This is a genomic window from Streptomyces sp. MB09-01 (assembly GCF_033794505.1).
GTDB lineage: Bacteria > Actinomycetota > Actinomycetes > Streptomycetales > Streptomycetaceae > Streptomyces.
On sequence record NZ_JARAYQ010000069.1, the window covers coordinates 1 to 19,471 of the forward strand.

The 19,471-nt window shown below is 72.2% G+C and carries 22 protein-coding genes; 5 read left to right on the plus strand and 17 right to left on the minus strand.

Features of this window, described 5'->3' with window-relative positions; translation table 11 throughout:
- Window positions 1–77 precede the first annotated feature (77 nt).
- Complete coding sequence (locus PV721_RS16715) at window positions 78–839, minus strand: phosphoglyceromutase (RefSeq protein ID WP_319724882.1); 762 nt, start codon at window positions 837–839, stop codon at window positions 78–80.
- A gap of 152 nt (window positions 840–991) precedes the next feature.
- On the opposite strand from PV721_RS16715, the gene PV721_RS16720 reads away from it, so the two are divergent.
- Window positions 992–2,320, plus strand: a complete 1,329-nt coding sequence (locus PV721_RS16720; RefSeq protein WP_319724884.1) for an MFS transporter — start codon at window positions 992–994, stop codon at window positions 2,318–2,320.
- 89 nt (window positions 2,321–2,409) lie between these two features.
- On the opposite strand, the gene PV721_RS16725 is transcribed toward PV721_RS16720, so the two are convergent.
- Together PV721_RS16725 and mshA are read right to left on the minus strand one after the other, a co-directional pair.
- Window positions 2,410–2,901 (minus strand): YbjN domain-containing protein, encoded by a 492-nt coding sequence (locus PV721_RS16725; protein WP_319724886.1) that lies wholly within the window; start codon window positions 2,899–2,901, stop codon window positions 2,410–2,412.
- A complete protein-coding gene (gene mshA, locus PV721_RS16730) occupies window positions 2,894–4,276 on the minus strand; it encodes a D-inositol-3-phosphate glycosyltransferase (protein ID WP_416371114.1) in 1,383 nt (460 codons plus the stop codon). The genes PV721_RS16725 and mshA overlap by 8 nt, the downstream gene beginning before the upstream one ends.
- A 250-nt stretch (window positions 4,277–4,526) precedes the next feature.
- Between mshA and PV721_RS16735 the strand changes: the two genes are divergently transcribed.
- The 3 genes from PV721_RS16735 to PV721_RS16745 all read left to right on the plus strand — a co-directional run bounded on the left by PV721_RS16735 (window position 4,527) and on the right by PV721_RS16745 (window position 8,472).
- Window positions 4,527–5,360, plus strand: a complete 834-nt coding sequence (locus tag PV721_RS16735; RefSeq protein WP_319724888.1) for a class I SAM-dependent methyltransferase — start codon at window positions 4,527–4,529, stop codon at window positions 5,358–5,360.
- A gap of 208 nt (window positions 5,361–5,568) precedes the next feature.
- Window positions 5,569–6,690, plus strand: a complete 1,122-nt coding sequence (locus tag PV721_RS16740) for a C40 family peptidase (RefSeq protein WP_319724889.1) — start codon at window positions 5,569–5,571, stop codon at window positions 6,688–6,690.
- A 417-nt stretch (window positions 6,691–7,107) separates the two neighbouring features.
- Entirely contained in the window at window positions 7,108–8,472 is a 1,365-nt protein-coding gene (locus PV721_RS16745) for a PP2C family protein-serine/threonine phosphatase (protein WP_319724890.1), read from the plus strand.
- 113 nt (window positions 8,473–8,585) lie between these two features.
- On the opposite strand, the gene PV721_RS16750 is transcribed toward PV721_RS16745, so the two are convergent.
- The 6 genes from PV721_RS16750 to PV721_RS16775 form a co-directional block, all read right to left on the minus strand.
- On the minus strand, window positions 8,586–8,930 hold the full coding sequence (locus PV721_RS16750; protein ID WP_319724891.1) for a DUF2516 family protein: 345 nt from the start codon (window positions 8,928–8,930) through the stop codon (window positions 8,586–8,588).
- Window positions 8,931–9,072: 142 nt separating this feature from the next.
- Entirely contained in the window at window positions 9,073–9,627 is a 555-nt protein-coding gene (locus PV721_RS16755) for a hypothetical protein (protein WP_319724892.1), read from the minus strand.
- A 17-nt stretch (window positions 9,628–9,644) separates the two neighbouring features.
- Entirely contained in the window at window positions 9,645–10,052 is a 408-nt protein-coding gene (locus tag PV721_RS16760) for a helix-turn-helix transcriptional regulator (protein WP_319724893.1), read from the minus strand.
- A 106-nt stretch (window positions 10,053–10,158) separates the two neighbouring features.
- Entirely contained in the window at window positions 10,159–10,920 is a 762-nt protein-coding gene (locus PV721_RS16765; RefSeq protein WP_416371115.1) for a putative protein N(5)-glutamine methyltransferase, read from the minus strand.
- Window positions 10,921–11,134: 214 nt separating this feature from the next.
- Window positions 11,135–12,379, minus strand: coding sequence for a GNAT family N-acetyltransferase (locus PV721_RS16770; protein WP_319724895.1), 1,245 nt, complete (start codon window positions 12,377–12,379; stop codon window positions 11,135–11,137).
- A gap of 45 nt (window positions 12,380–12,424) precedes the next feature.
- Window positions 12,425–13,012, minus strand: a complete 588-nt coding sequence (locus PV721_RS16775) for an AmfC protein (protein WP_319724897.1) — start codon at window positions 13,010–13,012, stop codon at window positions 12,425–12,427.
- A 136-nt stretch (window positions 13,013–13,148) separates the two neighbouring features.
- On the opposite strand from PV721_RS16775, the gene dtd reads away from it, so the two are divergent.
- Window positions 13,149–13,574: a D-aminoacyl-tRNA deacylase gene (gene dtd / locus PV721_RS16780; protein ID WP_319724899.1), complete on the plus strand. Its 426-nt coding sequence runs from the start codon at window positions 13,149–13,151 to the stop codon at window positions 13,572–13,574.
- A 24-nt stretch (window positions 13,575–13,598) separates the two neighbouring features.
- Here dtd and PV721_RS16785 read toward each other — a convergent pair whose 3' ends face one another.
- From PV721_RS16785 to PV721_RS16820, 8 genes are all read right to left on the minus strand, one after another.
- Window positions 13,599–14,567 (minus strand): glycine cleavage T C-terminal barrel domain-containing protein, encoded by a 969-nt coding sequence (locus PV721_RS16785; RefSeq protein WP_319724901.1) that lies wholly within the window; start codon window positions 14,565–14,567, stop codon window positions 13,599–13,601.
- A 21-nt stretch (window positions 14,568–14,588) separates the two neighbouring features.
- Complete coding sequence (locus PV721_RS16790; RefSeq protein ID WP_319724902.1) at window positions 14,589–15,053, minus strand: Fur family transcriptional regulator; 465 nt, start codon at window positions 15,051–15,053, stop codon at window positions 14,589–14,591.
- Between the two features lie 78 nt (window positions 15,054–15,131).
- Window positions 15,132–15,704 carry an FABP family protein gene (locus tag PV721_RS16795; RefSeq protein ID WP_030659031.1) on the minus strand — a complete coding sequence of 191 codons (573 nt, stop codon included), beginning with the start codon at window positions 15,702–15,704 and terminating at the stop codon, window positions 15,132–15,134.
- A gap of 281 nt (window positions 15,705–15,985) precedes the next feature.
- Window positions 15,986–16,966: a hypothetical protein gene (locus PV721_RS16800; protein ID WP_319724906.1), complete on the minus strand. Its 981-nt coding sequence runs from the start codon at window positions 16,964–16,966 to the stop codon at window positions 15,986–15,988.
- Window positions 16,963–17,841, minus strand: a complete 879-nt coding sequence (locus PV721_RS16805) for a hypothetical protein (protein WP_319724908.1) — start codon at window positions 17,839–17,841, stop codon at window positions 16,963–16,965. The genes PV721_RS16800 and PV721_RS16805 overlap by 4 nt, the downstream gene beginning before the upstream one ends.
- Window positions 17,838–18,629, minus strand: a complete 792-nt coding sequence (locus tag PV721_RS16810; protein ID WP_319724910.1) for a hypothetical protein — start codon at window positions 18,627–18,629, stop codon at window positions 17,838–17,840. Before PV721_RS16810 ends, PV721_RS16805 begins: the two co-directional genes overlap by 4 nt.
- Window positions 18,630–18,742: 113 nt before the next feature.
- Window positions 18,743–19,006: a DUF3099 domain-containing protein gene (locus PV721_RS16815; RefSeq protein ID WP_319724912.1), complete on the minus strand. Its 264-nt coding sequence runs from the start codon at window positions 19,004–19,006 to the stop codon at window positions 18,743–18,745.
- Between the two features lie 131 nt (window positions 19,007–19,137).
- Window positions 19,138–19,428, minus strand: coding sequence for a DUF1416 domain-containing protein (locus PV721_RS16820; protein ID WP_030718391.1), 291 nt, complete (start codon window positions 19,426–19,428; stop codon window positions 19,138–19,140).
- Between the last annotated feature and the right edge of the window lie 43 nt (window positions 19,429–19,471).

Below are 19,471 nucleotides of genomic sequence, written 5' to 3' on the forward strand. Positions count from 1 at the left end.
ATCATGCCCCTGACCTGCGCACACGAAAAGCCCCCGATCTGCGCCGTGTGCGCAGGTCAGGGGCATGATCGCTATAGCTACTTCTTCTTGCCCTGGTTCTTGACGGCCTCGATGGCGGCCGCGGCCGCGTCCGGGTCGAGGTAGGTGCCGCCCGGCTTGAGGGGCTTGAAGTCGGCGTCCAGCTCGTAGACGAGCGGGATGCCGGTCGGGATGTTCAGGCCCGTGATGTCGGCGTCCGAGATGCCGTCGAGGTGCTTGACCAGACCGCGCAGGGAGTTGCCGTGCGCGGCGACCAGCACCGTGCGGCCGGCCAGCAGGTCCGGGACGATGCCGTCGTACCAGTACGGCAGCATGCGCTCGACGACGTCCTTGAGGCACTCGGTGCGCGGACGCAGCTCGTTCGGGATCGACGCGTAGCGCGGGTCCTCGGACTGCGAGAACTCCGTACCGTCCTCGAGGACCGGCGGCGGGGTGTCGTACGAGCGGCGCCACAGCATGAACTGCTCCTCGCCGAACTCGGCGAGGGTCTGCGCCTTGTCCTTGCCCTGGAGCGCACCGTAGTGGCGCTCGTTCAGGCGCCAGGAGCGGTGCACCGGGATCCAGTGGCGGTCCGCGGCCTCGAGCGCGAGCTGCGCGGTGCGGATGGCGCGCTTCTGGAGGGAGGTGTGCAGGACATCGGGCAGCAGGCCGGCGTCCTTCAGCAGCTCACCGCCGCGGACCGCCTCCTTCTCGCCCTTCTCGGTGAGGTTGACGTCCACCCAGCCGGTGAACAGGTTCTTCGCGTTCCAGTCGCTCTCGCCGTGGCGGAGGAGGATCAGCTTGTACGGTGCGTCGGCCATGCGTACGAGCCTAATGGACGGGCGGGGGCGCTCGCGCGCGAGGCAGGCTCCCTCCGTTTGACCTCGCACGTCAATCGAGTGGCGCCCGGGGGTCCGCCACTCGTAATGTGCACACTGCTCAAGTGACACTTACGCCTCCGGGGGGATTCCTTATGTCCGCTGTCAGTCTGAGACGGGCTGCCCGGGAGAGCGTCTCGGGTCTGCCCCGCGCGTTCTGGTGGCTCTGGACGAGCACGCTGGTCAACCGGCTCGGCGCCTTCGTCGCGACCTTCATGACCTTGTACCTGACCCTGGACAGGGGCTACTCGGCCTCCTTCGCGGGACTCGTGGTCGCCCTCCACGGGCTCGGCGGCGTGGTCTCCTCGCTCGTCGCGGGCGTGATGACCGACCGGCTGGGGCGGCGCCCCACGCTGCTGGCGGCCCAGGCCTCGACCGCCTTCTCGGTGGCGCTGCTCGGCTTCATGGAGCACCCGGCGGCCATCGCCGCGGTGGCCATGCTCGTCGGCATGACCTCGAACGCGTCCCGGCCGGCGGTCGCGGCGATGATGGCGGACATCGTCCGCCCGGAGGACCGCGTACGGGCCTTCGCGCTCAATTACTGGGCCATCAACCTCGGCTTCGCCGTCAGCGCCACGGCGGCCGGAGTGATCGCGGAGTACAGCTACCTGGCCGGCTTCCTGGGCGAAGCGGCGCTGACGCTGACGTGCGCGGTGCTCGTGTACGTGAAGCTGCCCGAGTCCCGGCCCGAAGGCGGGCCCGGCTCGCCCGCCTCCGCCGGCAAGGCGGCCGCGGCCGGGACCACGACCGGGGCGGAGCCGGCGATCGGGCTCGGGAGCGTGCTGCGGGACGGGCGGTTCATGAGCGTGGTCGGGCTGTCGTTCCTGATCTCGCTGATCTTCACGCAGGGCTCGGTCGGCCTGCCGGTCGCGATGGGGGCCGCCGGGTTCTCGCCGGGGGACTACGGTCTGGTCGTCGCCGTCAACGGGCTGCTGATCGTGCTGCTGCAGATACCGGTCACGGCGTTCATCGAGCGCCGCGACCCGCAGAAGCTGCTGGTGGTCTCGGCCCTGCTGGCCGGGTACGGGTTCGCGCTGACGGCCTTCGCCGGGCCGGTGTGGGCGTACGCGCTCACGGTGTGCGTGTGGACGCTGGCGGAGATCGTGAACTCGCCGACCCAGATGGGCCTGGTCGTGCGGCTCTCGCCGGTGCACGGGCGCGGCCGCTACCAGGGCGTCTACAACCTGTCCTGGGCGGTGGCCTCGCTGGTGGCGCCGCTGATGGCGGGCTTCGTGATCGACCGGTACGGGGCGGACTGGCTCTGGGGGGCCACGGGTGTGCTGGGGACGGTGGCGGCCGCGGGGTACTGGCTCCTGATGCGGAACCTCTCCGAGGGGGATGCGGGTACGGGCGCGGCCGTGGCCGTGGGCGGTGGTGCTCCCGCACCGAGGTCCAAGCCGCTGCCGGCCGACGCCGAGGCATGAGGCGGCCGGTGCCGGGGCTCCGGCCCCTCCCCCAGACTCCACCCCGGGGGACCCCCACGCCCTCGAACGTCGGCGGGGCTGGAATACAGCTAGGACGGCTGTGTCAGGTGTTTGAAGGCGTCCAGGTTGAAGGTCGGTTCGCCGCGGGAGACACGCCATTCGTACTCGCGGCGGATCGCGCTCGCGAAGCCCAGCTCCAGCAGGGTGTTGAAGGAGCCGTCGGCCGCCTCGAGGACCGTGCCGAGGAGGCGGTCCAGTTCCTCGGCGGTGACGACCGACAGCGGGAGCCTGGCCGTCAGGTAGATGTCGCCGAGGCGGTCCACCGCGTACGCCATCCCGAACAGCTTGAGGTTGCGCTCCAGCAGCCAGCGGTGGACGCCCGCCTCGTTCTCGTCGGGGTGGCGGATCACGAAGGCGTTGACCGACAGCGAGTGCCGGCCGACCCGCAGCGAGCAGGTGGTGCTCAGTTTGCGGGTGCCGGGGAGCTGGACGACGTAGGAGCCCGGCTCGGGGCTCTCCCAGCTCAGTTCGGCGCCGTCGAGCGCGCTTTCGATGATCCCGGCGGTGTCAGCGTCAGCCATGGTGGGAGCGTACGCGACGGCGGTGATCATGCATGGCTGCCGTGTAGACGTCGGCCGTGCCGCTCGCCGCGGTGTCCCAGCCGAAGAACTGCGCGTGCCGCGCCGCGTCGGCGCCCATCCGGTCCGCGAGCCCGGGATCGTCCACGAAGCGCCGCAGCTCCCGCGCGTAGTCCACCGGGTCGTGCCCGGGTACGAGGATCCCCGTGACGCCGTCGTTGACGGCGACGGGCAGTCCGCCGACCTCGGCGGCGAGCACCGGTGTGCCGGCGGCCTGGGCCTCTATCGCGACGAGCCCGAACGACTCGCTGTACGAGGGCATGACCAGCACCGACGCCGCCCGGAACCAGTCCGCGAGCCCGTCCTGCGCCACCGGCGGGTGGAAGTGCACGAGGTCGGCGATGCCGAGCTTCGCGGCGAGCTTCTGCAGGCCCTCGGGCTTGGCGAGGCCGCTGCCGCTGGGGCCGCCGACGACGGGCACGAAGAGGCGGCGGCGCAGCGAGGGGTCCCGGTCGACGAGGACGGCGACGGCCCGCAGCAGGATGTCGGGGGCCTTCAGCGGCTGGATCCGCCCGGCGAAGAGCGGGATGACGGCGTCCTGCGGCAGACCGAGGCGGGCCCGGGCCGCGGCCCGGCCGTCGCCGACCGTGAAGCGCTCGAGGTTCACGCCGGGGTGGACGACGGCCACCTTGCCCGGGTCGGCCTCGTAGTGCCGGACGAGCTCGTCGGCCTCCTCGGCGGTGTTCGCGATGAGCCGGTCGGCGGCGGCCACGATTTGGGTCTCGCCGATGACGCGGGCGGCCGGTTCGGGGGTGTCGCCCTCCGCCAGCGCCGCGTTCTTGACCTTGGCCATGGTGTGCATGGCGTGGACGAGGGGCACGCCCCAGCGTTCGGCGGCGAGCCAGCCCACGTGGCCGGAGAGCCAGTAGTGGGAGTGGACCAGGTCGTAGTAGCCGGGGCGGTGGCCGGCCCAGGCCTGCATCACGCCGTGGGTGAAGGCGCACAGCTGGGCCGGGAGCTCCTCCTTGGCGAGACCTTCGTACGGGCCCGCGTCCACGTGCCGCACGAGCACTCCGGGGGCCAGCTCGACCACGGGCGGCAGCCCGCCGGTGGTGGCCCGGGTGAATATCTCGACCTCGATGTTGATCGCGGCAAGCCGCTTGGCCAGCTCCACGATGTAGACGTTCATCCCGCCGGCGTCGCCGGTACCGGGCTGGTGCAGCGGCGAGGTGTGCACGCTGAGCATGGCCACGCGGCGCGGCTTGCGGTGGTGGCCCACGGCCGGCAGGCGCAGGCGCGGCGGGTCGTGACGGGTGGCGCGGGCGGCGGCGAGACGGCCACTGAGGCTGCCGCCGAGGCGGGACACGTACTGGCTCAAGGGAGCAGTTCCTCTCGGCTCGGACGGTGCGCGCACAAAACGCTCGGACGGCGGGGCGGACGGACGGCGGGGCGGACGGCGTGACTGGATGGCATGCCGACGAGGGCGCGGGAGGCGCCTTGCAAGGAGTGCAACCCGGATGGCGGTCCCCCGCATTCCGGGGTCTCCGGTTTTCCTTGCGGTTTCCCCGATTTTCTCGGGGCACCGCCGGGTTTTCATGCGGCGCGGGCACTCCGCTTACCCTCGGCTCATGACCTCCCGCACCACCCCGCCCACCAGCCGCGCGCCCGGTCGCGCCCCTGGCCGCCCCGTGGGCTCGGTGACGCGCGGGACGACGAATCCGAACCGGTTGCGCCGGATGGACCGCTGGATCGCGGCCGCGCACGGGCCCGCGCTGCGGCGAGCGGAGGTGCCGGTCGCGGTCGACCTCGGCTACGGGGCCGCGCCGTGGACGGCGGTCGAGCTGCTGGCGCGGCTGCGGGAGGCGGCGCCGCGGGTGCGGGTGGTCGGCATCGAGATCGAGCCGGCGCGGGTGGCGGGGGCGAAGCCGTACGAGCGGGAGGGGCTGAGCTTCCGGCACGGCGGCTTCGAGGTTCCGCTGGACGGCGGGGCGCGCCCGGCGCTGATCCGCGCGGCGAACGTATTGCGCCAGTACGACGAGGAGCAGGTCGCGGAGGTGTGGGCGCGGCTGTGCGCGCGGCTGGCCCCGGACGGACTGCTGGTGGAGGGGACCTGCGACGAGATCGGGCGGCGGCACGTGTGGGTGGCGCTGGGCCCGGAGGGGCCGCGCACGGTGACGTTCGCGACCCGGCTGGGCTCCCTGGAGCGCCCCTCGGACCTGGCGGAGCGGCTGCCGAAGGCGCTGATCCACCGGAACGTGCCGGGCGAGCCGGTGCACGCGTTCCTGCGCGACTTCGACCGGGCGTGGGCGGCGGCGGCCCCGTACGCCTCCTACGGAGCGCGGCAGCGCTGGATCCGCACGGCGCGGGCGCTGGCCGTCGATTGGCCGCTGGCGGACGGGCCGGGGCGGTGGCGGCAGGGGGAACTGACGCTGCGCTGGGAGGCGTTGCGCCCGGTGGGGTGAATGCGGTCCGGTGGGGAACCGAGGGTGCGGGCAGGCCGTTGATCCGTGAGGGGCAGGACACGGCGTCCGTTGGGGCGGACAAGATCGGAAAGGCATCCACAAGGGTGTCGGAATTCACCGACTCGTGGCACCATCCCGATGGCAGTGGGAAGTTACTGATGAATAGTCAGATCTGATACGAGGTCTGACCCGGGTGCCTGGGGGGACCATGGGGGCCGTAAGGCGACGACGTGGCGCAAGCTCGCTCGTGCTGCTGTGCGCGTTGGCGATAGTGACCGCGCCGGGTCTCGCGACGGGCACGGCGTACGCGGCCCCGGCCGCGCCCGCCACACCGGCCGCGCCCACTGCGCCCGCCTCTCCCGGGAATCCCGCCGCTCCGATGCCCGGGCCGGGCGGGAAGTCCCTCGAGCAGGTCCGCAAGGACATCGAGGAGCTCTACCGGCAGGCGGGCACCGCCACGGACGCCTACAACCTCGCCGAGGCCGAGACCAAGACCCAGTCGGAGAAGATCGTCGAGATCGCCAACCTGGTCGTCGCCGGCCAGGAGCGCATCACCACCCTCAAGAGCCGTGCGGGCGCGGCCGCCCGCGCCCAGTACCGCTCGGGCGGGCTGCCGCCGGGCGCGCAACTGGCGCTGAGCGACAGCCCGGACCAGTTCCTCGACGGGGCGGGCCGGCTGCGGCAGGGCGAGAAGGCCACCTCGGACCTCCTCTCCGAACTGGGCCGGACCCAGAGCGACTTGCAGCGCTATGCCCAGGAGGCGAGTGACCGCTGGAAGACGCTGGAGGCCAACCGGGTCAAGCAGGAGGACTCGAAGAAGCAGATCGAGGAGAAGATCAAGGCGGCGGAGGAGCTGGAGAGCAAGCTCGAGGCCGAGGAGAAGGCCCGGCTGATCCAGCTGGAGCAGGAAGCCCAGTACAAGGCGCAGTCGGCGTGGCTGTCGACGGGCGCGATGAAGGACGTCAACGGCAAGGCGACGGACGCCGGCAAGCGGGCCGTGCAGTTCGCCACGGCGCAGATAGGCAAGCCGTACCGCTGGGGCGCCGTGGGCCCGGGCTCGTTCGACTGCTCCGGGCTGACCTCGCAGGCATGGCTGGCGGCGGGCCGTGGCATCCCGCGCACCTCGCAGGAACAGCTGCGGCTGCTCCCGAAGGTCGCGCTCAAGGACATGCGCCCCGGCGATCTGATCATCTACTTCGACGACGCGAGCCACGTCGGCATGTACGTGGGCGACGGCGCGATGGTCCACGCCCCGCGCCCCGGTCGCAACGTGACGATGGCGGGCGCGGGCTCGATGCCGATCAAGGCCGTGGTCCGCCCCGACGCGTAGCCCCTCGCGGGGGCCGAACGGTACTCCCCGGCCCAGGCCCCGAGGCCCGGGTCCAGGCCCGAGGCCCGGGTCCAGGACCGGTGCGGGTCCGGACGTGCGGCACAGCGCAAGGTACGGGTCTCCGCCCCCCGGGGGGCGGAGGGGCGGCGCCGAGGGCATCCGCCGGGCCGGGCCCTGCCCGCTGCGGGCACCCGTCGGCCGGGGGAGGCAACCAAGGGGGTGTGTCGGACGTCTCGCTAGGCGGGACGGATTGCGACCCCCGCCGTGACCTTTGTCATCCAGTGAGGACGTTTTTCCCCCGCGATAACGGCATATGCCGGAGGCCCCGACGAAGAACGGCATTCCGCTCGCCGGGCCGGGACCGCTAGGGTCTGCCGGACGAGCGCACCCTCGGGGGGAGGGAAGGAACCGGAGACGATGTCCGTACCCGTACCGCGGCAGAGGGACACCCCGGCCCCGGAGGGCGGTCAGGCCGTTCTGCACACCGCCTCACCACCCGCCGCCACCGCAACCGCCACGGCCGTCGCGCAAGCGACTCCGCAGGCGACCCCGCAAGCGACCCCTCACACGATCCCGCTGACCCTCCTGGTCATCGAGGACGACCCGGCCGGCGGTCTCACCGTCCCCGAGATCCTCGACGCAGACGGCCACCGCATCCGGCTCCGCACCGCCCGCAACCTCACCGAGGCCGAGCGGCTGCTCACCCCCGACGTGCACTGCATCCTCCTCGACCTGTCCCTCCCGGACGCCAGCGCCCGCATGCCGGGAGCACCCGGAGCCGCCGGCGCCGCCACGGCCACCGCCGTGGACCAGCTGGCCGCCCTCCGCCAGGTGCTGCGCATCGCGCCCCGGCACGCCGTCCTCGTCCTCACCGGCGAGGACGACGCCGAGCGCGCCGCCGAGGCCGTCCGCGTCGGCGCCCAGGACTTCCTCTTCCGGGACGAGCTGGACGGCCGGCTGCTGAGCCGCGCCATCCGCTACGCCGTGGAGAGAAAACGGGCCGACATCGCCCAGTACAAGCTTGCAGAATCGAAACTGCGCGCCCAGGAGAACGCCCGCCTCGAACGCGGCCTGCTCCCCACACCGCTCCTGGAGGGCTCCGACCTCCGCTTCGCCGCCCGCTATCGCCCCGGCCGCAGCCGGGCCCTCCTCGGCGGCGACTTCTACGACACCGTCCGCACCCCCGACGGCACCGTCCACGCCATGATCGGCGACGTCTGCGGCCACGGCCCCGACGAAGCCGCCCTCGGCGTCGAGCTCCGCATCGCCTGGCGCGCCCTGACGCTGGCCGGCCTGTGCGGTGACGACCTGCTGTCCACCCTCCAGGAGGTCCTGGAGGTGGAGCGCCCGAACGAGGAGATCTTCGCGACGCTGTGCACGGTCGACATCGCCCCGGACGGCCGCCGCGCGGGCCTGTGCCTGGCCGGCCATCCGGCCCCGCTGATCTCCCGACCGGGCCGCCGCGCGCGACTGCTCCCGTACGAGAACAGCGGCCCGGCCCTCGGCCTGCTGCCCAGGGCCCGCTGGCCCCGCCGCCAGGTCGAGCTCGGCGGCAGCTGGAGCCTGATGCTCTACACCGACGGCCTCATCGAGGGCAGGATCGGCGAGGGCAAGGAGCGGCTGGGCCAGGACGGCATGGTCGAGATGATCAACCGCCACCTGGACCGCGGGCTGAGCGGCGAAGGCCTGCTGGAGGCCTCCGTCACCGAGGCCCGCCGCCTCAACGGCGGCGAGCTCACCGACGACGTGGCCGTGGTCCTGCTCTCCCGCACCGAGGGCTGACCGCCGGCCGGGAAGCCCGACGGACCGGGCAGGGAACCCGGCGGGCGTAGGGAACCCGGCGGGCGCACGGAGCCCTGCGGGCCGGGCAGGGAACCCGGCGCACCGGGCAGGGGCTAGCGCCCGCCGTTGTAGGGCCCGTACGGGCCGTCGCTGCTGCTGCCGCCGCGCCGGCCACCGCTACCGCCGCCCGAGACCTGCTTGAGGGCGGGGCGTACGTCGACGAAGAACACGATGGTCGCGACGAGACCGGCGATCTGCAGGAAGAGCATCCCCAGGAACACGTCCACCACGACGGTGATGCCGAGGATGACCAGCCAGAAGGTCTTGGTCTGCTTGTCGGCCGCCCGGTACGCGTCCTCGCGCGCGAGCAGCGCGAACACGAAGGCCGCGACGGCGAGCAGCAGCATGGCGTACCCGAACAGCGGGAGCACGCCCCGATCGAACCCGTCCATCAACATCGCTTCGACCGCCTTCTCATGCTTCTGCTTCGCACTTCCGATGCCGCCCGACTCCACGCTACCGGCACGGGCGCCCTCACGAACGTCAACGGGCCGGGCCCCTGAAGGGTGCCCGGCCCGTTGACGCTCATGCCGTTCCGGTTCAGCTCGCGTCGTCCGCCGTGACGGCGGCCTTCTTCGCCGAGGTCCTGCGCGCGGCGGACTTCTTCGCGGCCGGCTTCTCCTCGCCGGCGGCCTCGGCCGCGGGCTCAGAGCCGGCAGCCGGCACGGCAGCCGGCTCCGGCTCCGGCTCGACGGCCACGGCGATGTCGACGATCTCCTCGGAGAATTCGCCCCGCCAGGTCCGCACGGCCTGCTCGCCGTGCTCGGCGACCTTGTCGTACGTCTCCTTGGCGCGCACCGCGTACTCCGCGGCCACGCCGACGCCGCGCAGCGCCAGGTCCTGGGCGGTCTCCCCGAGCTTCTTCGGGTCGATGGCGCCGAACACCTCGGCGACCTTGGCGGTGAGCGCCTCCTGCACGGCCTTCGGGTCCGTGTTCTTCACGGCCTCGATGCGCGCGGGAGCCTCGGCACGCAGCTGCTCGATCAGCTCGGGAACCTTCTTGGCCTGCTGCACGGCGAGGTCGGCCGTGCCGGCGGCGAAGTAGAGGGGGGTGGGGTCGGTGAGGGTCTTCTTCAGGTCATCGGCGATGGCCATGTGCTGGTCCTCCCGGATCAACTTCGGTTCGTCTTCGACGGCATCTCGTCGGCGGGTGCGGCGGGTGCGGCAGGCGCATCGAGCGCGTTCTCCTTGCGGAACGACTCGTAGATCTGGAGCAGCACCTGCTTCTGCCGCTCGTTGATGGTCGGGTCGGCGAGGATGACGGCTCGCGTCTCCACCTCGTCCGGGTCCCGCTCATCCAGGATCCCGGCCTGCACGTACAGCGTCTCCGCGGAGATCCGCAGCGCCTTGGCCAGCTGCTGCAGGATGTCCGCGCTCGGCTTGCGCAGCCCGCGCTCGATCTGGCTCAGGTACGGATTCGACACCCCCGCCGCCTCGGCCAGTTGCCGCAGCGAAAGCTGGGCCTGCCGACGCTGCTCACGGAGGTACTCGCCGAGGTTTCCGACGTTGAGCGATGCCATGCTCCGATCCTGCCGCACCTTGCTAACTTTTGCAAGCAAGGCGCTTGCAACAGCTCCCACCCCGCGCGCAGTCACGGCCGTGGGAGCCCGGCGCCGGGGCTCGGGGTCAGGCCGTGCCGATCACCACCGTCGCGTACAGCTCCTCCGAGGTGACCGCCCGGACCGCGAGGCCCGCCGACGCCAGGGCCGAGGCCGTCGACGGGGACTGGCGGGCGCTCGTCTCGATCAGCAGGTGGCCCCCCGCGGCCAGCCACGGCACGGCGCCCTCCGCGACCCGGCGGTGGATGTCGAGGCCGTCGGCTCCGCCGTCCAGCGAGACCAGCGGCTCGTGGTCCCGCGCCTCCGACGGCATCAGGCCGATCTCCTCCGTCGGCACGTACGGGGCGTTGACCACCAGCACGTCCACCCGGCCCTTCAGCGACTCCGGCAGCGCGGCGTACAGATCGCCCTCCCACACCCGGCCGTCGTACGGGGCCACGTTGCGCCGCGCGTACTCCAGCGCCGCCGGGTCGATGTCCGCCACGTGCAGCTCCACACCGCCCGGCATCTGGGCTGCCACCGCCGCGCCCAGGGCGCCGACCCCGCAGCACAGGTCCAGTACCACCGCACCGGGCCGGGCCAGCGCCACCGCCTCCTGCACCAGGAACTCGGTGCGCCGGCGCGGCACGAAGGCCCCCGCGCCCACTTCCATGCGCAGACCGCAGAACTCCGCCCAGCCCACCACGTGTTCCAGCGGCTCACCGCCCACCCGGCGGGCCAGCAGCTCCGCCAGGTGGCCGTCGTCCCGGGCGGCGCCGGTCAGCAGCTCCGCCTCCTCCTCCGCGAAGACACAGCCGGCCGCACGCAGGGACTCCACAAGTGACGTCAAAAACCTCAGTCCTCAGATTTCCAAGACGGTGACCTCGATGCGCTCCGGCCGGGCCGGATCCGCAAGGACGTCCATTGCGACAATACGGTCGTCATCGACCACGAACCCCCTGACCGCAACGGCCTTGCCTCCCGGCGGGATCGTGCCGACGCCCCGCGATGGTGACCAGAGGAGAAGAGAACGGCGAAGGGGAGGGTCAACGGGACGGGACGGATCAGAAGATGTCCGGGCACCACGGCCGGCGGGCCGTACGGAACACCGCGTCCGCCAGCGCGACCGCCCCCGGCCGCTCCTCCGCCACCCGCCCGAGCGCGGCCAGCCGCGCCGCGGACTCGTCGCCGAGGTACAGGCAGCTCAGCGCGGACACGTCCAGCCGCAGGTCAGCCACCTCCCCGGTCCGCTCGCACGCGCCGGTGCCCGCGTCCAGCCGGTAGCGGCCGGCCGCCGGTCCCGTCTCGTCGGTGACCTCCAGTACGAGCACCCCGGGCGCCTCGTACGTCCGCGCACGCAGCGCCCGTACGACGTCCAGCACGCGCACCCACAGGAAGTCCGCACTGGTGACGATCCGGGCCGCGCGGGGGTCGGGCAGCAGCTGCGGGACGAGGTCGTCGGGGGCCCGGTAGCCGGTGCGGACCTTCAGCACCCAGTCGATCGAGCACAGGAACTGCCACAGCGCCCGCTCCGCCTGCGGGGTGGCGGCCAGCAGATCGTGGACCTGCACGGTGTTCTGCGGGACCTTCGCGTCCGTCCAGTGGTCGTCGGCCCGGTACGCGACCAGCCCGGCCACCTCGCCCGCCGCGGAGCGGTACACCGCGAAGAACTTCTCCTTGTACGGGCGGTACGACATCTCCTCCAGGCCGGTCGTCACGTTCCACCAGCGCTCGTTCCGGCTCACCATGCCGGGCGTGCGCGCCCGCATCCGCTCGTGCAGCTCCGGGCCGACCTGCCGGACCTCGGCCTCGTCCACCAGGTCGATCCGCCCGCCGAACGCGGGCGCCGCCAGCCGCCGGTCCAGTCCGGTGCGCGGTACGTCGATCTCCCATTCCGAGAGGGAGGTGGCGGGCCCGAACCCGTACCGCCCGTAGATCGGGTACTCGGCGGCGATCAGCGTCGCCAGCACGTCTCCGCGCGCCCCGGCCCCGGCGAACTCCGCGGCCATCATCCGGGTCAGCACGCCCTGGCGGCGGTGGGTGGGCAGCACGCCGACGCTGGAGACCGCGGAGGACGGGACGGCCGCCCCGCCGGGCACGGTCAGCTCCTGCGCGAAGGAGCGGAAGGCCGCCACGCAACGGCCGGTGTCGGAGTCGAACGCGGCCTGGAACCTGGCCAGGTCGCTGTACTTGGCCCACCGGGCCACGTCGGAGTCGGTCACCTTCGACGCGGTCAGGAACCCGGTGCTCACGGTGCGCAGCCAGTCGGGGAGTTCGGATTCGGCGATCGGCCGGACGTCAGCACTCATAGCGGCCACGCTAATCGCCCGACCGGCGCCAGTCGCCCGAATTTCCTACGCCAGCAGGTCGTCCACCTGCGCCTCTCCCTCCCGGTAGCGCCGGGTGATCTCCGCAATGCAGTCGTCCACCGTCCGCTGGAGCTGCAGGCGGCGCCGCGAGACCTGCTGTTCGTACCGCACCAGCCGCCCCATCCCGTCGTGCAGTTCGCCGTCCGTGCGGGCGCCCAGGTCCGAGAGCTCCACGTCGGCCAGCATCTCCGCCGCCAGCAGCCGGTACTCCTCGCTGTGCGGGGTGCCGAGCGTGACGTGCCGGGCGGAGGCGCTGCGGCTGGAGGGGGCGTCGGCGAGGATCACCGAGAGCCGGTCCACCACGGGCGCCTCGGGGTCGGTCCGGCGGGCGAGCTCGGGGTCGCTGCGCCGGGCGAGCTCGGCGCGCAGGATGTCGATGCGGCCCTGGAGCAGTCTGCGCACATAGCTCAGATCGGCCTCGTCGCGCTGCGCGTCGCGGCGCAGCGCGCGCAGTTCCGGCAGCCCGAGCGCGGTGGTCCCCTGCGTCTCGGCCGTGCGCTGCGCGGGCGGTCGTACCGCGGCAGCTGCGATGGAAGCGGGTGATGCAGGTACGGAGGTACCAGAAGTATTCATACGAACGAGTCCGTCCCCTCGACCGGTGCGGCGCACCCGCACCGCCTGCGTGCATCGTGCCACTCTCCGTGGCCCCGATGCAGTCCCACTCCACCCGATCGGCCCCGGACGGGTGCACGGCTGGTACACAGGTGGTATGCGAGCTGTGGTGCAGAGGGTGGACGGCGCGAGCGTCGTCGTGGGCGGCGAGACCGTGGGCGAGATCGTCGGCGAGGGGCTGTGCGTGCTGGTGGGGGTGACGCACGACGACACGCCCGAGAAGGCGGCGGTGCTGGCCCGCAAGCTGTGGTCGGTGCGGATCCTGGAGGCGGAGAAGTCCTGCAGCGACGTGAACGCGCCGCTGCTGGTGATCTCCCAGTTCACGCTCTACGGCGACGCCCGCAAGGGCCGCCGCCCCACGTGGAACGCGGCCGCGCCGGGGCCGGTGGCCGAGCCGCTGGTCGACGAGGTAGTGGCGCAGCTGCGCGCGCTGGGCGCGACGGTGGAGACGGGCCGGTTCGGCGCGGACATGCGGGTCTCGCTGACCAACCACGGCCCGTTCACCATCGTCATCGACGTCTGACCCCTCGGGCGTCCCCAGGGCCCCTCAGGGGGCCACGACGACCTCCTGTGCGGCGGCCGTCTTCCCGGCCAGCAGCGGAGCGTCGACCGGCACGTTCCGCTTGACCAGCGCGAGCGCGATCGGGCCCAGCTCGTGGTGGCGGACGGCGGTGGTCACGAAGCCCAGCTGGCGGCCCTCCTCCCCGTCCGCGGCGAGCCGGACCGGCGCGCCGTGGGCCGGGAGCAGCACCTCCGAGCCGTCCAGGTGGAGGAAGACCAGGCGGCGCGGGGGCTTGCCCAGGTTGTGGACGCGGGCCACCGTCTCCTGCCCGCGGTAGCAGCCCTTCTGCAGGTGCACGGCGGTGCCGATCCAGCCCAGCTCGTGCGGGATGGTCCGGTGGTCGGTCTCCAGGCCGAGCCGCGGCCGGTGCGCCTCGACGCGCAGGGCCTCGTAGGCGAGGAGGCCCGCGGCCGGGCCGTGCGAGGCGGCGAAGGCCTCCAGCTCGGCGCGGGGCAGGAAGACGTCGCGGCCGTGCGCGGTCTCCCGTACGACGTGCTCCTTGGCGACCTCGGCGATGGAGCCGGCCGGCAGGTGCACGACCGCGAACTCCTCGGTGCGGTCGGCGACTTCGACGCGGTAGAAGAACTTCATGGACTCCAGGTAGGCGATCAGCCCGCCCTGGGTGCCCGGCTCCACGTGCGCCCACGTGGTCTCGCCGTCGTCGACGAGGTAGAGCGCGTGCTCGATGTGGCCGTTCGCGGAGAGGATCAGCGCCTCGGTGGCCTGCCCGGCCGGCAGCCCGGTCACGTGCTGGGTGAGCAGCAGGTGCAGCCAGCTCAGCCGCTCCGGCCCGGTGACGGTGACGACCCCGCGGTGCGAGAGGTCGACGAAGCCGCGCCCGTCCGCGAGGGCGCGCTGTTCGCCGTACAGCTCGCCGTAGTGGGCGGCGACGCCCTCGTCGCGGCCTTCGGCCTGCACGGCGCCGGGGAGATGGAGCAAGGGGCTGCTGGTCATGGGACCAAGCGTACGACCCGGCTACGCCTGGGCGGCACGCTGTCGGGCCGCGCACTTCTTGCACAGGCCGAAGATCGCGAAGTGCTTCATGTCGGTCTCGAAACCGAAGGTGGTACGGAGCTTCGCCGTGAACTCGGCGGCGATGTCCACGTCCGCCTCGATGACGTCGCCGCAGTCGCGGCAGACCAGGTGGATGTGGTGGTGCCGGTCGGCGAGGTGGTAGGTGGGGGCCCCGTGCCCGAGGTGGGCGTGCGAGACCAGCTTGAGCTCCTCCAGGAGCTCGAGGGTCCGGTAGACCGTGGAGATGTTGACCCCGGAGGCCGTCTTGCGCACCTCCACGAGGATCTCGTCCGGAGTCGCATGCTCCAGGGCGTCGACCGCTTCCAGCACGAGCTGGCGCTGCGGCGTCAGCCGGTATCCGCGCTGCCGCAGGTCGCTCTTCCAGTCGAGGCCTGGGGTTCCATCGGTGCTCTCGGTGCTCACCACTCCGCCAGTGTATGTGTGCGAAGGGGACCGCGGTCGAGCCCGCGGTCCCCTTTCGTGCACAGCCTGTGGACGCTGCGCTCAGCGGAAGAAGGCGATGCCGTCGTCCGGCATGTCGGGGAGGTTGCGCGCCATCTCGGCGACCTCCTCGGGCGTGACGACCTTCTTCAGCTGGGCCGACATGTACGGGCGCAGCTCGACGTCGGGGGTGGCCTTCTCGCCGACCCACATGAGGTCGCTCTTCACGTAGCCGTAGAGCCGCTTGCCGCCGCTGTACGGGCCGGAGGCCGCGGTGCGGGCGACGGCGTCGGTGACCAGGTCGATCTGCGGCTTCTGGTCGGCGAGCTCGCCGTACCAGACCTCGACGACGCCCTGGTCGCGGACCATGACGATCTCGACCTTGCGGTCCTTGTCGATGCGCCAGTAACCGGACTCGGACTCCAGCGGCCGCACCTTGTTGCCCTCGGCGTCGAGGACCCAGGTGTGGGAGGTGTACTCCAGGAAGTCCCGGCCGTCGTGGCTGAAGACGACCTCCTGGCCGAAGTTGCACTTCTCCTCACCGGGGAAGTCGAAGACTCCCGCACCCTCCCAGTTGCCGAGGAGGAAGGCGAGGGGGACGAGACCCGGGTTCAGGTCGGACGGGATCTGGATCATGAATGGCTGCTCAGGCGATCTGTGGGAGGGGTTCCGGGGCGGTCTGCCGAGCCGATGCTCAGCGCTGACCCTGGTACAGCTTCTTGACGGCCAGGCCGGTGAAGGCCATGACGCCGACGCAGACCAGGACCAGCAGGGAGGTGAAGACTGCCTCAAGCACGGGGTGCTCCTCGGAATCGTTTCGGGGCTGTACGGGGCCGGTCCCCAAGCCTACTGGCCCGGGGACCGGCGCACGGTGTGAGGTGGGCCGTACCGGTCGCCACCGGTGGTCGGCCCGGCCGTCAGCTCAGCAGTTGGCTCTGCAGGATCACCGTCTGGTGGAAGGGGACGGCGGCCACCTCGCCCTTGCGGGTCTGGAGCACGACGGCCAGGATGTCACCCCCCTGGAGGCAGCCGACCTTGGTCTGCTCGTCGCCCAGGACGGGCTTCGCCTCCTGGTAGATGCTGATGTCGCTGTTGTCGAAGACGGCCGCGCCCGGGAAGTCCAGCGCGAGGCCCGAGCTGCTCTGCGTGTTCTTGGCCTTGTTCCAGGCCTCGTCCAGCTCCAGGGCCGACACGTTGTTCAGCCGCGCGTTGGCGTCGCACCCCTTGAAGAGGTCCGCGAAGTCCGACGCGTGGAAGCGCAGCAGGTAGACGCGCGTGCTCGTGCCGTCCGGCATCGTCCAGCCCCGGCCGACGATCTGCCGCAGCCCGTCCCATTCGAGGGACTCCTTCAGCTTCGCGCGGGCGTCGGGCGCGTACTCCTCCAGGAAGGCGTCGGGCGACACCACCCCGTCTTTGTCGGGCTTGAGCGCGGCCTCCGGCTTGGAGCCCTCGGGTGCGGGCAGGAGGAGGCCGGTGAGCGCGGCGTAGTGCGTCTGGTCCTTGTTGTCCGGGCCCTGGGCCAGCGGGGCGCCCGCGGGCAGCGCGGGCTTGGAGAGCACCGGGAAGGTCCAGCGGCCGTCGCCCTGGGTGGACAGGCCGGGGATGTCGGTGCGCTCGGGCTGGGCGATCCCGTACGCGACCCCCGTGCCGACGACGGCGAAGACGGCGACGGCGGCGGTCCACCGCAGGGCGGCGAACAGCTTGCGCCGGTCCCGGGGCCGGGGCGGCGCCGGCGGTGCCGCCCAGACGTCGGGCGCGGGAGCCGCCGCAGAGGCGGGCGCGGGCGCCGCGGCGGGCGAGGCCCCGGGGGCGGATGCGGCCGGGGCCTCCGGCGCGGCCGCGACCTCGGGAGCCGGCTCGGGCGCGGTCCCGGGGGCGGTGGTGTTCTGCTCGCTCACGCGGACTCCCCGGGGGACTTGAGGTGGTTCAGTTGCTGCTTGAACAGGCCCGCGGCGTCCTTCACCGCGAACCCCTTGGACCCGTACATCCGGAAGCTCACCAGGACGTCTCCCTCGACGGCCACGCAGTCGAGGGCGTCGATCTTGTCCTTCTTCCCCTCGACGACGGCGTCCAGGGCGCATTTGGCCTCGGGGAACCCGTCCACCTTCGGCGCGTCCTTGTCGCTGCCGGTGAGGGCGAGGAACTTCTTGGCGAACTCGCCGAACTTCGCGAGCTCCTGCGGGTCGGCCTGGACGAGCTGGATCTCGGCGACCGCTCCGCCGTGGCCGTCGCGCCGGGCGTAGCTGCGCCCGGCCAGACCCTTGAGCTTCAGGTCCGCGAGCGCCTTGTCGCGCTCGTCGCGCTCGCTTCCGGAGAGGCCCGTGTGGGCGTCCTTGAAGGTCTGCACCGCCCGCTCGGCCCCGACGTAGTAGTTGTTGCCCTCGGTGTCGATGTCGGGACCGGGCCAGTACTCGACGGGCATCGGCAGCAGCTTGCCCATGAGCGCGTTGGGCGGCACGGTCGGAACCGGGGCCGCGGAGCCGTTGCCCGCGCGGTCCGCGGGCATCCAGTAGCGCGTCTCCGCGGTCCGGTCGGCCCTGTCGAGCGCGGCCGGGGCCCCGAGGCCGGCGCCGACGAGGACGACGACGCCCACGGCCCCCGACACCAGCGCGAGCGTCCTGCGGTTGACCTTCCGCGCGGGCGCGGCGTCCGCCGGCTCCTGTCCCGGCCCGACGGCCGGCGCGGTGTCCTGCACGGCGTCCGACCCGGCCTCCGGCACTGCGTCCCGGACGGCCTCCGGCTCGGCTCCGGTCGCCTTCTGCTGCTCGCTCACAGCCGCTCCATCTGTCGCTTGGCCAGGTCGGCCACGACGCTCTGATCGATCTGGCCACGGTTGTTCAGGTACCGGATGTGCACCACGGTGTCGCCGCGGCGGACGATGGCACTGGCCCCGCGCAGCGGGAGATAGCCGGGCTTCTCATCGGCCTCGGCGTCGACCCACAGCTGGCCGAAGTCGCCCGGCACGCCCGGAACCTCCGTGCCGAGGTTGCCCGCGAACTTCTTGGTGGGCATGTACTCCTGGACGCCCGCCTGGAAGTCCTCGGCACCGGAGCGGTCGCGGAAGCGGAGCAGGTGGATCTCGACGAAGTTCCGGTCGCCCTCTGACCAGTTCACGGCGGCGATGGACCGGATCCCGTCCCGGATGAGGCTGCCGACCCCCTCGACCGGGGTCTCGTAGTACTCCGCGGCGAACTCGTCCGCGGTCTGGGCGCCCGAGAATTCGACCTTCGCGCCGCCGGGAGCGTCCACCAGCTTCTTGACGAGGTCCTCGTCCGCCTTCTCGTGCCAGCGGTTGGCGTTGATCGAACGCCAGGTCGACGACTCGGTCACCGCAGCCGGCTTCGGCGCGTCCATCTTCTGCTGCGCCAGCGGCGGGAGCGGGGTGGGTTCGCGGTCGTACTGGATCGCGTAACCGGTGATCGTCCCGGCGAGTACGCCGAGTACGGCCGCGCCCGCGATCAGGAGGGTCGTACGCCTGCGGCGACGCGGGTCCGCAGTGCCCTGATCCGGTGCGGTCTCCTCCTGTTTCAGCTGGTCAGGAGTGGTCTGTACGTGTTCCAAAGGGGTCCCCCCGCAAGGCTGGATACACGGGTGATTACCCGTGCGCACCCATGACCCGTGCACGAGGGAAGCGGTTGTATGAATGCTTATTACATTCTTATCTCGCGGCCGCCTCAGTCCTCGTGGCGCCGCTTTCCGTCCAGTTCGTCCCACCACTCGTCGGACTTCGGGTCGCCCGAGGGGTCGTCCCACCAGCGGTCGTCCGGGCCGCGCCGGTTGGCGATCACCGCGGCCACCGGCGGGATGACCATGGCGACCACGCACAGTGCCACCGCGGCCTCGACCGACAGTAGGCGCACGAAGGTCCAGGCGGAGACGAAGAGGACCAGGCATCCGCCCATGAGCAGGAAATAGGCGCGCCGGCGCCGGGCGTACATGACTCCAGCGTAGAGCGGGCGCCCGCGAGCACAAGGCGGACGGCACGAAGGGCCGCACCCCGTCCAGTGGCGTCCAACCCCCTGGGGTGCGGCCCTCCGGCCGATCTATCGAGCGATCACACGTGCGGTGCTCAGACCGCGATCGCCACGTCCGTCACGCCGCCGGCCTCGGCGACCACGACGGCACGGTCCGCCTGGGCACCGGGGACGAGCGCCCGCAGCGTCCAGGTGCCGGGAGCCGCGTAGAAGCGGAACTGGCCGGTCGCCGAGGTCGGTACCTCGGCGGTGAACTCGCCGCCGCCGTCCAGCAGACGCACGTAACCGCTGATGGGCTCGCCGCCCTTGGTCACCTGGCCCTGGATCGCGGTCTCACCGGGCTTGAGCGTCGCGAGGTCGGGCCCGCCGATCTGTGCTCCACACATGTTCTCTGTCCTGTCCTAGAGAGGTCGTACTACGGGGCGTCGC

What these genes read in the sequence shown, in the direction of transcription:
- PV721_RS16715 (WP_319724882.1), bottom strand. Translation starts at nt 839, where the DNA reads ATGGCCGACGCACCGTACAAGCTGATCCTCCTCCGCCACGGCGAGAGC.
- PV721_RS16720 (WP_319724884.1), top strand. Translation starts at nt 992, where the DNA reads ATGTCCGCTGTCAGTCTGAGACGGGCTGCCCGGGAGAGCGTCTCGGGT.
- PV721_RS16725 (WP_319724886.1), bottom strand. Translation starts at nt 2,901, where the DNA reads ATGGCTGACGCTGACACCGCCGGGATCATCGAAAGCGCGCTCGACGGC.
- PV721_RS16735 (WP_319724888.1), top strand. Translation starts at nt 4,527, where the DNA reads ATGACCTCCCGCACCACCCCGCCCACCAGCCGCGCGCCCGGTCGCGCC.
- PV721_RS16740 (WP_319724889.1), top strand. Translation starts at nt 5,569, where the DNA reads ATGGGGGCCGTAAGGCGACGACGTGGCGCAAGCTCGCTCGTGCTGCTG.
- PV721_RS16745 (WP_319724890.1), top strand. Translation starts at nt 7,108, where the DNA reads ATGTCCGTACCCGTACCGCGGCAGAGGGACACCCCGGCCCCGGAGGGC.
- PV721_RS16750 (WP_319724891.1), bottom strand. Translation starts at nt 8,930, where the DNA reads ATGTTGATGGACGGGTTCGATCGGGGCGTGCTCCCGCTGTTCGGGTAC.
- PV721_RS16755 (WP_319724892.1), bottom strand. Translation starts at nt 9,627, where the DNA reads ATGGCCATCGCCGATGACCTGAAGAAGACCCTCACCGACCCCACCCCC.
- PV721_RS16760 (WP_319724893.1), bottom strand. Translation starts at nt 10,052, where the DNA reads ATGGCATCGCTCAACGTCGGAAACCTCGGCGAGTACCTCCGTGAGCAG.
- PV721_RS16770 (WP_319724895.1), bottom strand. Translation starts at nt 12,379, where the DNA reads ATGAGTGCTGACGTCCGGCCGATCGCCGAATCCGAACTCCCCGACTGG.
- PV721_RS16775 (WP_319724897.1), bottom strand. Translation starts at nt 13,012, where the DNA reads ATGAATACTTCTGGTACCTCCGTACCTGCATCACCCGCTTCCATCGCA.
- dtd (WP_319724899.1), top strand. Translation starts at nt 13,149, where the DNA reads ATGCGAGCTGTGGTGCAGAGGGTGGACGGCGCGAGCGTCGTCGTGGGC.
- PV721_RS16785 (WP_319724901.1), bottom strand. Translation starts at nt 14,567, where the DNA reads ATGACCAGCAGCCCCTTGCTCCATCTCCCCGGCGCCGTGCAGGCCGAA.
- PV721_RS16795 (WP_030659031.1), bottom strand. Translation starts at nt 15,704, where the DNA reads ATGATCCAGATCCCGTCCGACCTGAACCCGGGTCTCGTCCCCCTCGCC.
- PV721_RS16815 (WP_319724912.1), bottom strand. Translation starts at nt 19,006, where the DNA reads ATGTACGCCCGGCGCCGGCGCGCCTATTTCCTGCTCATGGGCGGATGC.
- PV721_RS16820 (WP_030718391.1), bottom strand. Translation starts at nt 19,428, where the DNA reads ATGTGTGGAGCACAGATCGGCGGGCCCGACCTCGCGACGCTCAAGCCC.